The 15481-nt window shown below is 58.2% G+C and carries 17 protein-coding genes and 1 pseudogene; 7 read left to right on the top strand and 11 right to left on the bottom strand.

Annotated elements, in window-relative coordinates:
* Window positions 1–89 precede the first annotated feature (89 nt).
* A pseudogene (locus BCCGELA001_RS08160) lies at window positions 90–446 on the top strand (SOS response-associated peptidase family protein); the annotation flags it as partial.
* A 63-nt stretch (window positions 447–509) separates the two neighbouring features.
* On the opposite strand, the gene BCCGELA001_RS08155 reads toward BCCGELA001_RS08160, so the two are convergent.
* From BCCGELA001_RS08155 to BCCGELA001_RS08125, 7 genes are read right to left on the bottom strand one after another with little or no spacing between them, the layout of a single operon-like run.
* On the bottom strand, window positions 510–1370 hold the full coding sequence (locus BCCGELA001_RS08155; protein ID WP_008561626.1) for an ImmA/IrrE family metallo-endopeptidase: 861 nt from the start codon (window positions 1368–1370) through the stop codon (window positions 510–512).
* Complete coding sequence (locus BCCGELA001_RS08150) at window positions 1367–1690, bottom strand: helix-turn-helix domain-containing protein (protein WP_008561628.1); 324 nt, start codon at window positions 1688–1690, stop codon at window positions 1367–1369. Before BCCGELA001_RS08150 ends, BCCGELA001_RS08155 begins: the two co-directional genes overlap by 4 nt.
* Window positions 1691–1732: 42 nt before the next feature.
* Window positions 1733–2302 (bottom strand): 3'-5' exonuclease, encoded by a 570-nt coding sequence (locus BCCGELA001_RS08145; RefSeq protein WP_008561631.1) that lies wholly within the window; start codon window positions 2300–2302, stop codon window positions 1733–1735.
* Entirely contained in the window at window positions 2299–3462 is a 1164-nt protein-coding gene (locus tag BCCGELA001_RS08140) for a hypothetical protein (protein WP_008561633.1), read from the bottom strand. Before BCCGELA001_RS08140 ends, BCCGELA001_RS08145 begins: the two co-directional genes overlap by 4 nt.
* A complete protein-coding gene (locus BCCGELA001_RS08135; RefSeq protein WP_008561636.1) occupies window positions 3459–4379 on the bottom strand; it encodes an AAA family ATPase in 921 nt (306 codons plus the stop codon). The genes BCCGELA001_RS08140 and BCCGELA001_RS08135 overlap by 4 nt, the downstream gene beginning before the upstream one ends.
* Window positions 4376–4879, bottom strand: coding sequence for an HORMA-1 domain-containing protein (locus tag BCCGELA001_RS08130; protein ID WP_008561638.1), 504 nt, complete (start codon window positions 4877–4879; stop codon window positions 4376–4378). Before BCCGELA001_RS08130 ends, BCCGELA001_RS08135 begins: the two co-directional genes overlap by 4 nt.
* Window positions 4876–5826 (bottom strand): CBASS oligonucleotide cyclase, encoded by a 951-nt coding sequence (locus tag BCCGELA001_RS08125; protein ID WP_008561640.1) that lies wholly within the window; start codon window positions 5824–5826, stop codon window positions 4876–4878. The genes BCCGELA001_RS08130 and BCCGELA001_RS08125 overlap by 4 nt, the downstream gene beginning before the upstream one ends.
* Before the next feature lie 307 nt (window positions 5827–6133).
* On the opposite strand from BCCGELA001_RS08125, the gene BCCGELA001_RS08120 reads away from it, so the two are divergent.
* Window positions 6134–7327, top strand: coding sequence for a Fic family protein (locus BCCGELA001_RS08120; RefSeq protein ID WP_060737551.1), 1194 nt, complete (start codon window positions 6134–6136; stop codon window positions 7325–7327).
* Window positions 7328–7542: 215 nt separating this feature from the next.
* Window positions 7543–8289, top strand: coding sequence for a DUF2971 domain-containing protein (locus BCCGELA001_RS08115; protein WP_063921140.1), 747 nt, complete (start codon window positions 7543–7545; stop codon window positions 8287–8289).
* A 117-nt stretch (window positions 8290–8406) separates the two neighbouring features.
* Here the strand turns inward: BCCGELA001_RS08115 and BCCGELA001_RS37880 are convergent, their stop codons facing one another.
* Both BCCGELA001_RS37880 and BCCGELA001_RS08110 read right to left on the bottom strand, forming a co-directional pair.
* Window positions 8407–8583 carry a hypothetical protein gene (locus BCCGELA001_RS37880; protein ID WP_158511612.1) on the bottom strand — a complete coding sequence of 59 codons (177 nt, stop codon included), beginning with the start codon at window positions 8581–8583 and terminating at the stop codon, window positions 8407–8409.
* A gap of 46 nt (window positions 8584–8629) precedes the next feature.
* On the bottom strand, window positions 8630–10204 hold the full coding sequence (locus tag BCCGELA001_RS08110) for an LA2681 family HEPN domain-containing protein (protein WP_008561660.1): 1575 nt from the start codon (window positions 10202–10204) through the stop codon (window positions 8630–8632).
* 489 nt (window positions 10205–10693) lie between these two features.
* Between BCCGELA001_RS08110 and BCCGELA001_RS08105 the strand changes: the two genes are divergently transcribed.
* Both BCCGELA001_RS08105 and BCCGELA001_RS08100 read left to right on the top strand, forming a co-directional pair.
* Complete coding sequence (locus BCCGELA001_RS08105; protein ID WP_008561670.1) at window positions 10694–12007, top strand: AAA family ATPase; 1314 nt, start codon at window positions 10694–10696, stop codon at window positions 12005–12007.
* Window positions 11994–12845: a hypothetical protein gene (locus BCCGELA001_RS08100; RefSeq protein ID WP_144441204.1), complete on the top strand. Its 852-nt coding sequence runs from the start codon at window positions 11994–11996 to the stop codon at window positions 12843–12845. Before BCCGELA001_RS08105 ends, BCCGELA001_RS08100 begins: the two co-directional genes overlap by 14 nt.
* A 43-nt stretch (window positions 12846–12888) precedes the next feature.
* On the opposite strand, the gene BCCGELA001_RS08095 is transcribed toward BCCGELA001_RS08100, so the two are convergent.
* Window positions 12889–13365, bottom strand: a complete 477-nt coding sequence (locus tag BCCGELA001_RS08095) for a DUF3833 family protein (protein ID WP_008561675.1) — start codon at window positions 13363–13365, stop codon at window positions 12889–12891.
* A gap of 151 nt (window positions 13366–13516) precedes the next feature.
* Window positions 13517–13870, bottom strand: a complete 354-nt coding sequence (locus BCCGELA001_RS36870; protein WP_144441203.1) for a hypothetical protein — start codon at window positions 13868–13870, stop codon at window positions 13517–13519.
* 280 nt (window positions 13871–14150) lie between these two features.
* Here BCCGELA001_RS36870 and BCCGELA001_RS08085 point away from each other — a divergent pair, with 280 nt between their 5' ends.
* Together BCCGELA001_RS08085 and BCCGELA001_RS08080 are read left to right on the top strand one after the other, a co-directional pair.
* Window positions 14151–14420 carry a hypothetical protein gene (locus tag BCCGELA001_RS08085; protein ID WP_008561679.1) on the top strand — a complete coding sequence of 90 codons (270 nt, stop codon included), beginning with the start codon at window positions 14151–14153 and terminating at the stop codon, window positions 14418–14420.
* 255 nt (window positions 14421–14675) lie between these two features.
* Complete coding sequence (locus tag BCCGELA001_RS08080; RefSeq protein ID WP_060735025.1) at window positions 14676–15458, top strand: alpha/beta fold hydrolase; 783 nt, start codon at window positions 14676–14678, stop codon at window positions 15456–15458.
* The last annotated feature ends 23 nt before the right edge of the window (window positions 15459–15481 follow it).

The raw sequence follows: 15481 nt of genomic DNA, 5'->3' as shown, positions 1-15481 counted from the left end.
ACCCGGCTTGGTTCCGACATCGCGACCCGTCCCAAAGGAGGATTTTTCTCCAACGGCTGCCTGGTCGGACTCGACATTTGTTTCTTTTTCCGGAGACGAAGAAGAAGGACGTCGTGTGGTTTGCGCTTGACGACAACCGATCGCTGTTCTGTTTCGCTGGCATCTGGACTGAATTCAGGGGCGATCGCGGCACCAAGTCCAAGCCGATCCCGGGTCCCCATTTGGTGTATGGGTTCCTGACGACATCCCCGAACGCAATCGTCGAGCCGATCCATCCGAAGGCGATGCCCGTGATATTGACGACTGAGGAGGAACGCGAAGTTTGGATGCGCGCGTCGTGGGACGAAGCGAAGGCGCCGCAGCGCCCAGTTCCTGACGAGGCGCTCAAGATTGTCATGCGTGGCGCCGACAAGGAGGACAAAGTCGTCGGAGGGATCACAGGATGAGCAGCTCTATCTACCCTCTGACGCACGATCGATCCTACACGTTCGGCGAGCGATTGAGCGAAATTAACGACGTCGGGCCCGCCACTCGTCAAAATTAAAAGGCGCACTATCCGCAAGGGATAAGAGCGAGAACACGTAGTCGTATTTGTCGGCCACCATTGCCATCTCAACTGTCGGCTCGGCAAACCACACGTTAGCGGGATGCTCCTTCGTTATCGTTCCTGCTGTAATCGCGGCGGGTGTCGCGGCAAGGGATGCGGGAGGAATCGCGATAGGCCCAACCGATGTCCGGAAAAACGCTCCCGTCTTCAAAGCAGGTTTGCTGGAGCGAGCCCAAAGGATGAAACCATCACGCGAGACGACAAGCACGGCGCGCTTATGGGTGTAGTCCAGCCATCGCAAGGTCGCGGCGGCGAGCGAAACGCGGTAGCGGTCGGCGCAATGCGAGAGCATGTCCAATGTCACGTTCTCGGCAGGCTTGATCTGACGCCGATAGTCGTCCAGAGGCATCAGGAGATTGGCCGAGAAAACGTTAGCCTGGTGTTCGATCTGGCCGAACTCGGAATCCCATTGCACCATATCGTCTTCGCCGCATCGGATGCCTTCGGGATACGCCAAGCGATGCAAGAGGTAATGGCCGAGCTCATGCGCGAGAGTGAAATTGATCCGGCCCTTGGAGCTGAGGCGATTGTTGTAGAAGATTCCCCACCCCTTCTTGCCAGCTGGAGCCTTGAACAAGGCACCTTCAAAGCCCGGCAGATCCTCACCCTGGATACGCACGATTGGATCGGAGGGAAATTTTTGCGCCGTGTACTCGCGCGCGACGGCGGTTACGTCGATCGGAAAATGGTCGGCACCGAGCACGGTGTTTAGGACGTGCGTAATTTCAAAGGCCCATCTCTCTGGAGAGAAGCCTTGGTTCACGTATCATCGCTCCAGAGCTTCACCATTTGCCGTATCTTGGCCTTCGTGCTGGGGTCCATCTGTCGGTACTGGCGATAGAACTTGGCGTCGGTAGCATCCTCGGTAGAAATCTCGCCACCGCTGTCCAAAAGGAACTCTAAGGTTGTATCGAGCTTGTTGGCAATCTCGGCGAGCTTAGCAGCGGAAGGACGTGGCGGGTTCTTGTTTTCGAGTTCCCAGATATAGCTTTTGCTGGAGCCCGTTAACTCAGCCAGCTGATCAAGGCTAAGCTTCTTCTCCGTACGGAGGCGTCGAATTTTTGTTCCTAAGATCGTAGGCATCTGCGTCTACTCCCTCCCAAACGCGGAATAAAGCGCGTCACGTCAACCTCTGCCCACAGACTTTTCCGCCGCTCTCTCCCGAATAAGCCGAAATAGCTCTGCTTGGTACTGTGCATCATGCAAGGCGGTATGATCGGATTTACGCGTTGGTTTCAAGGCCGCGTCCATCACACTCGAGCGGGTATCCCCCCAAGCGCAGCCTGTTAACCCCATATAATACGCCTTGATATCCAGTCCTGCGAAGCCAAAAGGATTGCTGCCGCTGAACTTGTGGAAATAATAGTTGATGAAAGACCAATCAAACGGAGCGTTGAAGCCTACAAAGACCAAGCTTTCATCCGCGTTGCGCAGACCATCAAGCCAGGCTGCGAACGACTCCATCCCAGCCTTCGGATCGCGGCCGGTCCGCGCCAACGTCTCAAGAGAGAAGCCACTGATCTCCAAGGCCTTGGGATCGGCCTTGAGTGTTATTGGCTTCAGTTCGCAAGAAAAGGTCTGGTCCGGCCAATCGACATGGCAGGCGCCGATCGACAATAGGCTGTACTCGCCGGGGATCGGGCCTGAAGCTTCCACGTCGACCGAAACAAATATTTCCCTTTTCTTCTTGGTCACGAGATCAACGGCTCCGTCGGGACAAGGGGTGGTCGCGTCTGGATGGCATCCCAATGCTCCCGGAAGGCGCGGCGGCGCTCGTCCACCGAGCCCGTCGTCTTCCAGTGTAGCCCTGCAAACGTATGAATGTCGAAGGGAGTTGCACTGCCCTCCTTAGCCATGACCATGGTCGGAAGGGGGCAGCCAAGCGCATAGCCGAGCTCAAGAAAGCAATTGGGGCGGGCCCCCGTGATGTCCGCAAAGACGACGCGGCTACGATGAAGCTTGACGAAAATCTCCTGATCGATTCGCGGGTGATCATAGGCCTGTCGGCCATCGACCACGACGAGCCGATAACCCAACTCGTCCTCCACCACGGGCTTCACGACAATGTCGAAGAAATTCTGCACGTCGGCGAAGTCGGCATGATCCGGATTGAGCAGGCGCACGGCGAAGGCGCGCGGAGCCTCAAGCGCTTCAAGCAGGTTGATAATACCCTTCACCTGCTCTGCCAGTGCCGTACGTGCCGTGAAGTTGATACGGTTGATCCAGTTATGGGCGTTCGAAGACGTCGGCTGGAAGAACTGCCCGGCCTTGGCGCTGGAAAGACCCAGGGAAAAGAGGCGCCGCGATCCTTGGTCCGTCCCGGTGACCCGAGCATTCAGCGGAACCACCGGCTTGCCTGCGTCGTGGTAAAGATTGGCGAGGTATAGAACGCCTTCCGCACCGCCGATGGTGATCAGGATGTCGCCGAAGCGGGCCTGCGCCTCCATCCGCTTGCTGGCCATGTTCCAGTGCGAGACGTTTTCGATTTGAATAAGGTCGGAGGCGCGCAAGTCATCCCAGAGCTTATGGAACTGTGTCGGGATCTGATCCTCGGTCTTGTGATGCTCGACGGCGACAACGAGGGGGTGCGGCGCCCCGGCTGGCCAACGTGCCAGACTGTCGTGAACCGCCTGCCAGATCAACCAGTCGAAACAGATGGGTTGGCCATCGGAGCGAAGCTTTTCGTCGTCGACCGGCAGGACGAACGTCGCCCCAAGCGCCATGAGCTCTCGCGTCAGTGCGACGACGAGATCGCGCGCGTGCTGCACATCCTCGGCACTGGCGACGGCCGGATCGGTGGCGATGCTGCCCGAAAGGTGAATTCTCCTGCCGAAAAGGGGGGATCGCGCTGTCATTGGTCTAAAACGGCGGGCGAGGGCTTCATGGTCGAAACGACGCTGCGCAGGTGCTCGAACTGCAGCGGCTTGTCCGGATAGGCGAGCGCGAGCGCCGCGGGGTAAAGACGCGTGCGGATATCCGAGAAGGTCCACGGCGGTTGGCCGCCCCTCGCATCCATGGCCGTCACCAACTGGCCGATCTGCGCTTCCGACAAATTCATGGCGCCGAGGTCCATTTTAAGGAGCTGGCGCCGCTCTTCCGCTGTTGGACGCTTGAATTCTTCGACGATCGCGGCGCGCCGCTGCAGCGCGGGATCCACAACGGCCATGCGGTTTGTGCAAAGGAACACCACTACCCTGCCACCGAAGCGGCGAAGATCGTCGACGCCCTGGATGAGCGTGTTCACCGCCACCTTGTCCTCATGGTGGCTGTGCGCCTGGGAGCGTGCGGCCGCAATGGAATCACCTTCGTCGATGATGAGGATGGCTCTGCGCCCCTTGCCAGCCGATTGCACCACGCGGGCGAAGGCTTCGGAAAGCAATGATCCCATCTCGCCGACCTTGCCGGAGCCGCGCACGCGGTTGCTGAGCTTGAAGAGGATCGAATCCTCGGTGCGGCTTTCAGCAATCAGGCGGTTGGCGAGACACTCCGCCGTCGCCGTTTTGCCGGTGCCGACGTCGCCGTGAAAGATAACGAGCGGATACTGTTCGGCGACGAAATCACAGATCGCGAGCTTGCCCCCGAAGTGCTTCTTGTTCCAGGCGCCGAGCTCGCCGAGGTTCAGAAGCAGGCGCAGTTGGCTGTGGACCCGTTGATAGCGGTCATCGAAGCCGAGCAATGTCTTCTCTCTCTTCGTGAGAGGTTCATTCGGCAGCACCAGTTCGGCGTCGAAGACTTTGACCGCGGGCTGGTTCATCAGGACGGGCTGGTTCACATGAAATCCTTTCGCTGCATGCCGAATGCGTTGCTCGCATAATCGCGGTTGCCCGACGCCTTCAGGCCGGCGTGGCTGGTGTCGATGTTCGAGGGGCCCCAGCTGATTTTGAGCGAGTCGCGCATGCGCTCCTTTTCGGCAGCCGTGTAAGCGGAGGTGTAGAAAAGGATGATCTCGAAGGAGGCATCGGGCAGCTTGGGCCACATCACGCCGCCCGGCCGGCTCATGGTCAGGTCACCGGATGCGGTGTTCACCAGATACTGCACAGCCCGCTTCTCGATGCCGCCGCTGTACAGCATCAGATCGACCCGTGCGAGGTAACCCTTCTTGGCAAGCTTCTCGACATCGTGCGCGTAATCCCGCGCCTTGGCCTCGGTGAGAGCACCGGAGCTTTGCGCGATCATCACGATGTCGGCAGTGAACCGTCGAACGACGGCTTCCACGTCGGCGTTGGTATAGGTGTAGCTGGTGCTGGTGGTGGCGGTTGCGGCGTAGCTCATGCGTCTTCCTCGACACGGAAACGGGGGCCAAACAGTTCCTTCCAGACGTCGTTATCGTCTTCGGCGGAAGCGAAGTGCGCAGCCTCCCAGGCGGCTTCGGCGGCCGCGACGATTGCGGCGCGCTCGGCCTCGGTGATGCGGCTGGCGACGTTGTTCTTGCTGTTCACCGGGTCGATGATGACGACCGGATCGGAAAACATGCCGAGGGGGGCGGCGTTCTCGGGAAACGAGATCGTGTCCTTGAGGCCGGACTGCGCGATATAGAGAAGGAAACGGCGGAAGCGCCGCTCGATGCTGCCGGACTTACCCTCCTTGTCGAGGATGTAGGCCATGATCAGCTCGATGATGAACGACTTCAGCGCCTTCAGCTCGGCGTGGTTGCGCCACTTCTTGGCGAGCCGCACCAGGGTGCGGAAATCCCCGTCCTCATTCTTGCGGTCGCGCACGAACTGGATTTGACAGGGTGCGCAGGTTTCCATGGCCGAGCCGTCCTGCAGGTCGAACTGCCAGCCGTAGCCGGGCTTGTTCGGGTCTTCGATCACCGGCACCACATCGACGCTGAGGCCGCTGCTGACGAACGAGACCGTCGCGGCTTTGCGCTGGATTTCGAAATCTTCGACATCCTTGTTCGGATAGATTTCGATCAGCAGCTTGTAGATGGTGTCGTTGAGGGTCTGGAGGGTTTCGGTGTCGACGCTCTTACCAGAAATGTAGAAGACAACGTCGACGTCGACCGGGTCGGTCGAGGTCTTGCGCAAGATCGTGAACTTCGCGAACGAGCCCGCCTTCACGACCTTCGTGATCTTGATCGTGGTCTTGTCGCGGATGCTCCGGCTGAGCTCCGCGATCAGGCGGTCGACTTGGGCGTGGTATTCCTTACGCTTATCGGCGGGCAGACGCAGGATGTTGGCGTCGTAATAAAGGAGTTCGGTGTTGTTGAGGGGCATCCGGGGAGTTCTCCAAGGACTCACTATCTGTTCGGAACTCCGAACATAATGAGGTGCTGCGTTCGCAATTCAAGCCCTAATCGTACGGAATCGCGAACTTTCCTAGGGAGATCGCAAGATCGGCCAAAAAGGTGGCCAAAAGAGACTTGTGGGCGTTGTTTTTCGTTTTTATTCAATGGCTTACAAAAACAAGGATCAGCCGGCCGAACCCTGCCTGCGATCGGCCAGCTCATTGGCCAATTTTAATGACAAATTCAAATTTCTGTTGTATAGTCAATATCTTGCTTGGGATCAAAGATCGGCCAAAATGCCTAAAGAAACACCGCAGCGTATCGAGCCTGCAAGGCTGGAAGAAACGTCCGAAGCCATTGCCGACGTGATCGCCGATCTGTCGGCGGCCTCGGCAAAGCTCGGCCACGGGCTACATCCACGCACGGCCGCCAACCTGGCCGACCTCGTGCGGCTGATGAACACCTATTACAGCAATCTGATCGAAGGTCATAACACCCGGCCGAAGGACATCGCCCGCGCCCTCGAAGGCGAGCTCGACCCGGACGAAGGCCGTCGGAATCTCCAGCTCGAAGCTGCCGCGCATGTACGGGTTCAGGCGGAAATCGACCGGCTCGCCGCCGACGGCAAGCTCGGCGAGCCAGCGTCGGTCGAGTTCATCAAATGGCTCCATCTCGAGTTCTACCGTGATGCGCCCGAGGAAATGCTGCGCATCCGCGGCAAGGACACCGAATTCATCATGGAGCCGGGTGCTTGGCGCTCGAAGGCAGAGCATGACGTTGCCATCGGGCGGCACATTCCGCCGTCGAGCCACCGCGTAGACGATTTCCTGCGCTACTTCCAAGAGCGCTACGCCTTCAAATCGCTGAAGACGGCGGGCCGGATCATGGCAATCGCGGCAGCGCATCACCGTTTCAACTACATTCACCCCTTCCCTGACGGAAACGGGCGCGTTAGCCGCCTGATGAGCCACGCCATGGCGCAGCTGGCGGGCATTGGTTCTCACGGGCTCTGGTCAATTTCACGCGGGCTCGCGCGCGGCCTGAAGGCGCCGAGCGAATACAAGCGCATGATGGATCTGGCCGATACGCCGCGTCAGGGCGATCTTGATGGGCGCGGCAACCTGTCCCTGAAGGCGCTTAACGAATTCGTGCTCTGGTTTCTCCAGGTGTGCCTCGATCAGGTGAAGTTCATGGACAGTCTGTTCGAACTCGACAGCCTCGGCCCGCGCTTGAGCACGTATGTCGAGCGCAGCAAGACCTTGAAGCCGGAGGCCAAACGTCTGCTTGAGGAAGCGCTGATCCGCGGTCAGTTCGAACGCGGCGACGTGGCGCGTATCACCGGCCTCCCCGAACGTTCGGCGCGCCGTATCCTGTCCGATGTTATCGCCGAAGGATTACTCGGCTCGGAGACGCCGAAAGGCGCCGTGTCTCTGCGTTTCCCGATCGAGACCCTCGACATCCTTTTCCCAAGGCTCTTTCCAGAGACGTAACACAAGGTTTTAGTGCTGCCGAAACCATGTCGAGCGCAATTTCGCCAATGCGAGCGCCGGAGGCGGCAGCCAGTGCACTTTCCGGCATCGGAGCCATCAACACCTGCTCTTGCACATCGGATTCTGAATCAGGCAGAGTCGTTCGGCAATCAATTTGAAGCGCTTCGGATATTAATTCCTGTTTGACGCGCCTGCATTGGTGGGAGAGCCATGAGATGAATTCTAACAATATGCTCGATGTCACCGACCCTGACACGCCAATCTACCGGATTTTCTCGAAATCGCGATTCCTCGATCTTCTTCGGACTCGCAAGAACGGCCTCGTCAATCCGGCCAAATGGGACGACCCGTTCGAGAACTTTTTCCTTCGCGCGAGCGTCACCGGCCCCAACGGCGAGGTCATATCGATCAGTAATCTTGCCAAAGACTGGTACGGGCAATGCTGGACGCTTCACGAAGACACCGACGCCATGTGGCGCATTTATAGTCCGGGAACGGAGCGGGACGGCATCAAGGTCAGAACGACGATCCGGAAATTATTCGAGAGCCTCTACGATGACGCGGACTCGTTTGCTGCCCTGAAATACGTTATCGGCACGGTGAGCTACGAAACGGAGGCGGAGATTGCGGCGTTCATGAGCGGCGTGACGTTTCAGGATATCGCGTTCGGAGGCCAGGCGACGCCGTTTGCGCGGCTGCTCTGCGTGAAGCGCGAGGCTTTCGCGCACGAAAAGGAAGTCCGGCTTCTTTTCCAAGACCTCGATCCGAAGCGCGGCGCAAACGGGGTCGCCCTCTTCGACTTCGACGTGAACGGGATTTGCGATGACGTAGTACTCGATCCGCGCCTCACCGAGACGGAAGCTGCGGCTCTGACAGATGAGTTAAAACGGGCCGGATGCACCCTGCCGATCGGCCGCTCGCCGCTCTACCGGGTTCCGGCGTTCTCGATCAGCCTTCAATAATCGCTGCTCGTCAGAGCGCCGCGCGTCTCACCAATACTGCACGAGCATCGCCCGCGGTAGGCCTATTGCTTAGTCGTGTTCGAAGGTCTGTGCGAAGCTCGGCCAAACAGAGGACCGTTAGAGGTAGGCCGCATAAGGCGAGCACCACGCTACGACCGCATCAAGATGCGCCCGTTCGCGCGCCGGCAGGCTGCCTAGCCCGGTGTTGAGCTTTATGCGGAAGAGATCGTCGATCTGCGGCATTTCAAATAGACGTGGATTGAGCGCTGTTGGCTTGCCGACACGTTCGCTCAATAGCGCCTTCACTGTGTTGAGAGCATGGGCAAGGAAGATCGCACCGTTAGCTCTTCCAATCGTCCTCCCAATGGTCCAGGTGCATCGGTGCGATAAGGCGATCTTTCTTTCCGGCTGCACGCCGCTTTTCCCCCTGGTGCATACCAAGGGAAAGATAGATCAGCGCCGCACGCGCGCGGCGCAGGACGAGAAGCGTCTTGGCGATGAACGCCTCGCGCTGCACCGAATGGGCGAGGCGGTCGCGAAAGGGATCGTGGGTGGCAGCACGAGAAGGCAGCATTTCGTGTACCTTGAGATAGCTGTGCTCAAGGCAGTTTCGAATGACATAGAGTTCCTGTGCCTCCGGTTCGGCGGAATCCCGCAAGTCAGGATCGAACAGGTCTTTCGCAAGCCAAAATAGGCCTCGCAACGGCCAATTTTGCATTTTGACAAGTTCATCGCGAATGACACCACGCTTTGCGTCCTGGCCGGTGTACCAGATCGTGCGGAAATAGACCTGGTTCAGGCGCACGCCCAGGCTTGCGTAGTCGTTGAGGAAGAACGCGATCTTGTCGAAGAGTGAGTAGGCGATGCGATATGCGGCCTTCGCCCGCTCCACCGCGAGCGCGTAGCTCGGGTAATCAAGGGTGTTGTAGAGCGTTACGTCGCGATCGGAGAAGTGAGGCTCGCTTGATTGGATGCATTCATACAGGAACCAGCGCGCCGAGACGAACTCTTGTTTCATTTGGTTGAAGAAGCCGATCAAGGTTGGCGGCTCGCTGATCGGCGTTGTATAGCTCGGCAGGGAGAGAATATCTCGCGCCGCAATGGTGTAGGGCCCAAGGTCGTTGAGCGGGTTCAGAAAGAGCCGTTCATTCAGTACCCAGCGGCGGTATGCTTGTTCCTCGCTCGACTCGCCGAGGTCGTAGCCCTCAAGTTTAATTGACGAGCGCACAGCCTCGACATCGATATGCTCTTCGATCTTCGAAAGGAGTTCCGCGAAGCGCGCTTTGATCTGGTCCTGGTCATAACTTTCTAACTCCGCTCCGGGAGCGAGCGCGGCCGAGAATTGCGTGTGAGCCGTGGCAAAGAACACCTGTGCATGGCCTGGGTCGTAGAGCGCATGGCCGTATTGCTTCAGTCCGTAGCCACGGTTGCCAAGCGCCATTCCGAACCGCGGCCGAATGGCGAGAGCGCCCTCCCAGCGAGGAAGAGATTCAACGAACCGGCGGATGTGGCTGAGTTGGTTTCCGAGGTTCGTCTGAATCTGGCATTGGCGGACGCTGTCCAGTTTCTGGTACCCGGGATGCCGCATCGCTTTGCGAAGATGAAGAACTTGCTGTTGGGCCTCGGGCTGCTCCCAGTTCCACAATGCAGTGTCGTCGCGATGCTTCTGAAGCTTCCTTGCTTCCCACGCATTTGCACGGAAGTATTCGAGCAGGGTTGCATCCGCATCGCTCAGCGGGCGGCACGCCAGCTCGTCGGACCAAGCGAGGGCCGTAGCGATGCCCTGCTCTCTTCCAAGATCGGTCGCGACATCGATCAAGGTCCCGATGCGGTTCATCGCGACGTCGTCGGAGCGGCCGTGGATGCCGCCGCTCGCCATTAGTTTGTCGAAGATGAGCTGAATGTCTTGGGGCATTGTCGGCTACAGTCGCAAAACGCATTATTCCTCTCGCGGAGGTCGCCCTTAAGCAGGCGTCACCGCACCAGTTTCGCACCAGAAACGACCCAGCCGAAGCGCAACGAGCGCGATCAGATTCGAACAAAAGGTCAGCAAAATCAATGAAGCCAATCGCTATCCCGCCGCTCATAACGGTCTGGTTGCAGGTTCGAGTCCTGCCGGGCCCACCAGCGTTCGCTCGCTTCGGCTAGGCAAGCCAGCGCCACGAACTCCCAGCGAAGCAAACGAAGGCGGTCGCGCCGAAGCCCGCAGGGGCGAGAAGGCGAACTGGATTTTGCCGAATGCGTTGCCGAAGGTTCGCCGCCTCGCTCGATGGGGTTATCGAAAGGTGGTTATAGCCGCGTGAAAGATGACCATGATAGAAGTACAGAAAATTCGAAACCCGAGCTCGGGGATAACCCCTGCGAAATCTTGGATGCTCGCTCCGTTTTATCGTAAGGGGAGATCATGATCGCAAGCATTCTACGCGAGGTGCGCATCAAAGCGCTATTCGGCCACCTCGACTACACAATCAACTTTTCAGAATCTGAAAATGTCTCACTGCTGTATGGAGAGAACGGCGCGGGAAAGACCACGGTACTAAGAATGATCTACGCGGCCTTGTCTCCTAACAATGGCGAGGGCTTGCGCAGCTACTTTAGATTTATCTCATTCCGAGAGCTTTCTATTGAAACCTCTATTGGCACAACCGTCCTAATTCAAAAGAAGAAACCGTCAGATTCCTTTTATCGGTACGTCGTTTCAACTCCGATAGGCACAGTCGACAGCGTTCTTTTTCGGAAGGACGACAATTCCACTTCAAAAGTGGAGGAGGCTGATCTAGATCGTGCTCGCGATTTGCTTGCTAACTCCGGTTTCGACATCCACTACTTGAGTGACGACCGCCTGTTGCGCTCGTCGTCTAGCTATCTCGCAACGACTATCCAAACTGAGAGCGAGCATCGTCCCGATCGGCGGAACAAGATCCCATGGCTTATAGAAGAGGCACGGGGAATAACCGATCGTACTTGGCTCAATATTGATGTTACAGCCAGTCAAGTCACGGACGCGTTTCGGCGTCAGTTGCTCGAACAAGGCAATCAAGGACAGCGAAGAACGAACAACATCTATCTTGATATGGCGAATAGATTGGTCTCGAGCTGGAACACACCATCAGAATCGAGCGACGATGCCTTCGTCCGCATGGCACTTGAAATTGAGACGCTTGAGCGGGAACGAGACGAGCTTCCATTGCTGAAAACACTCGTCAGCTTTCCGTCTAGAGAATTCGCAGAGATACTGAACAATGCTCCAGCAGATCGCCGGCATGACCTCGTTCGCATTCTCCGACCCTACCTCGATTCAACGCGAGCAAGAACCACTGCAGTGACGCCGCTGGCTCGGATCTTAGGACTCCTCGTCGACGAGCTGAGCGCTTTCTTCAAGCGAAAGACGCTGAATTTCGATTTTTCTGACAGCTTTGTCGTTCGCTCACCTCAAGGTGAGCCAATTCCGCTAGGGATGCTCTCATCAGGAGAGAAACAGATATTTCTTTTGCTGTGCAGCGCCATTCTCAGCCGGCGCTCGCCGTGTATTTTTCTGATCGACGAACCTGAACTATCTCTGAATGTGTACTGGCAACGCTCACTGCCGAGAACACTCCAGCGACTCGTCGAAGGTGGCAACACTCAATATGTTCTAGCTACTCACTCACTCGAAATACTTACAGAATTCAGTGAACATATCACAAGCCTTAGCGAGAGCGAGAATGCCGCCACGTAGGAGATTGACTGAAATCCTTGTCTCTTCAATGCTCGAGCCAAAAGTAGTTAACCTGATTGTCGAGGGACGAAGCGATCAGATTATTGTTAGATCGTTTTGCGAAGGCGCACGCATTCCAAGCATGATCTACCCGATCTCTTTAGTTGAGCTCGATTGCGTGGCACCGAACGGTGAAGGAGGCGATAAGGGTCGGGTAATCAGAACATCGGCTCATCTTTCCGCCAGACAGATTCGCCGCATATGCTGCATCATAGATCGGGATGATTTGCCCTTCATAGACTTCATGTACAATTCGCATTGCTTAATCACGGACTTTGCTTCGTTGGATATGTATCCGCTGGATTGCGATGACCTTGCGGGCTACACGCGTCGACACTTCCAGAAAGACAAAGTATCCAGTCGTGAGATTTCTCGCGTTTTTGAAGTCGCGGCATTGGCCAGCATTTTGCGATGGAAGAGGATTGGCTGCGTTCCTAGTGCCGCCTTAGCTGATATTGAAGGCTCCCTTTCGTTTAACAGCGGACTTGTTGAGCTAAGCGTGAAGAATTGGATCGAGAGGTCGCGAGCGAAGGGCGGTTTCAAAGCGGATTGGGACGCGTTGCTTGCCTCGGCCGATGCAATCGAATTGGACAATCTTGGAGACAGCCGCCACTTCATTTCCGTGCATCTGTTGGATGAAGTGTTCCGTCACTGGATGAAATCGGTCCACAATGTAAAGCTTGAACCACATTGGATCGAGGGCCATCTTAGGGGTATGGCAACCTATGAGCGGCTACGTGGATACGATTTTTTTCAAGTACTGTCTCATCATTGCGCAGGTGAACTCCAGACTATCTAATCTCTTGCGTGCCGGTCACGCTTAAGTTCACACCACGCCAAACCTAAAGCTTCCGATACGTCACATGCGCCGTCGCGAACGGGATGCCTGCGCGCCCAGCGCTGCCGCGAACGATACAGGCGCGATCGTCGATCGCATAGAACCAATCATCGAAGTTCAGCTTGAACGACTTGCCGTCGCCCTGGGGCGTGTCGCGCGTGTACGTCCAATGGAATGCGCAACCGGCCTGCTCGCCGGTGGCTTCGCCTTCCAGGCGATTTTCATGGCCGGTGTATCGGCCTTCGCTCAGCTTGTGGATGGTCCAGCGCAGCGTGTCGCTATGGCCGTCATCGAAGGTGTAGGTTTCGGTCAGGACGACGGTGTCGGTGTCGGCGTCCAGTTCGCCATGAGCGGTGATCGACGCGCGCTTCAGGAGCCCGCCGACGAGGCTCTCGACCACCGCCCATCCTTCCAAGCGGCCGACGAAGAACTGCTCGGGGAGAAACACCGGCGTGGTGCCGGCGAACGCGTCTATGGCCATGGCTTGTCCCTTCTAGAACCGACGACGACATAAGCCGCCCCTCAACACAGGGTTCCTCGGGACAAAACTGCTGGCTCCGCGGAGGCCTGCAGCACCGCCATTCCGTCGCGGTTAGATTTCCAGTGCGGCCAGCGCGGCTCGCTCCGCGCTCTTATTGCTTTTTGGCGATGGCTCGCTCCAAAGCCTTCTTGCGGCGTGCTCGGAGGGAGGCCCGCCTTTTCATTCGCCTGGTTTGGTATTCCGGGCCCGTTGCCGAAGGTTTCGACGCATCTGCCGGCGGTGTTGCGGGCGTGCTCGGCGTCGCGGCGGTTTGAGCTTCGGCCTGCAACGCGGTGAGACCTGCAGACGACGCAAAAAGTCCAAACACAGTCGCGGATCCAAGAAAGCCGAGTGCGTTTCGGCGACAGACCTGTTTCAGCTCGGAACGCTCGCCCATTTCATGCTCCAATATGCCGTTTCCAAGGAATGCACCGAAACCCGGGAGCAAGCTCTTGATATGGATCAACCGATACTCGCGTGTCGCTATGGCGGTCATCGAAAATGCAGGCTTCAGTCAGCACGACGATATCGATGTCCGCGTCGAGCTCGCCATGAGCCGTGATAGCCGCGCGCTTCAGGAGCCTGCCGACGAGGCTCTCGCCCCCCCGCCAGCACCTCGCCTTCTCCACAGCCCCGCGGAACACGTGGACAATGCGCAGCCCTGCCGTTTGGGAATCCCTGACCCGTGCTAACCGCCGGGAACGAGCAGGCGGGCGGGCGGATTCGTCCCGGCGAGGAGCGTTCTCATGCTGATGACGAGGGACAGACGGCCGGCGATCCGGACGATGCGCGGATGGGCCATCCATGTGCTGCATGAGGCCGGCGCCATCTGCGAATGCGAGGAGCATGGTTGGGCCAGGGATCGTGCCGACCCGCACGCGCGCGAACGTGCCATCGATCTCGCCCGCGAGATGCCGCCGGCCGGTGTCTCGCCGGACGAAGCAGCGGCGGAGCTGCGCGACGTCCTGGACTCGATCGGAGATACCTGCCCGGAGTGCCGGGACGAAGATTGCTGAGACGGCACCGATCGGGATATCCGTCCTCCGCATGGAGAGACGGGGGCAATGCACTCAAGAACGCCGCCTTCTTCTGCGTTCTTCAGTCGCATTTGCGTAAGAGCTGGTGACCAACTCCGATGAGCCGACGAGGAGACCACGGTCCCCTCCGCGAGAGCAGCCTAACTCGCCGGGCGAAAGGATTGCCTCCGGGCGCGCGCCAGTTAGATTGAGGGCTCGCCCGAGACACCTGAACGGTGAATACGGAGACGACGCATGAAACTCGCGCGTGACGGGATCCAGCTCTCCTTCGACATCGCCGGGGCGGGACCGCTTCAATTCCTCTTCGTCCATGGCCTGGGCGGGGATCGCACGCATTTTGCGCCGCAGATGGCGTATTTCGCCCGTCAAGGTCGAGCGTTGAATGCCGAGCTGCGGGGGCATGGTGAGAGCGACAAGCCGCAACAGGCATATTCGATCGAAGGCTTTGCCGACGATCTCGTCTGGCTGTGCAACCGGCAGCAGATCACGAAGCCTGTCATCGTGGGTCAGAGCATGGGTGGCAACATGGCGCTCGAGATCGCCGCCCGCTATCCGGACTTTCCTGCAGGCCTGGTGCTGCTCGATTCAGGGGTGCTCTTCCCTGCCTCGGCAGGGACGGTGTTTGCCGGGTATCTGGATGGCTTGAAGGGCGCGAATTTTGCGGACGAGGCGCGCAGAATCGTGGCGGACTCCTGTCTGCCGACCGACAGATGCCGCGCCCATGTCGAACGGACCTTTCTGGCGACACCACAGCACGTGCTGGTGTCCACGTTTACAAGTCTGTTTCCCTGGGATGTGCATCGGGCGCGTGAGTGTGCCCAGGCCTGCCGGGTCCCGGTGCTCTACATCGAGGCGGCCCATCGGCTCGCGGACCTGGATGGTTTTGCGGCGTTGTGCCCGCAACTGATCACCGCCAAGGCGGTCGGCTCCGGGCATTTCCTGTCGCTCGAAGTGCCGGAGCAGATCAACCCGATGATCGATCGGTTCATCTCGCTCTACGTGCAAAGGCCCGGGTAAGCTTCGTCGCGGCCGGGCCGTGC

Origin of the sequence: Bradyrhizobium sp. CCGE-LA001, from assembly GCF_000296215.2 — a bacterium.
Taxonomy (GTDB): domain Bacteria; phylum Pseudomonadota; class Alphaproteobacteria; order Rhizobiales; family Xanthobacteraceae; genus Bradyrhizobium.
This window is presented reverse-complemented; position numbering and strand designations above follow the sequence as displayed.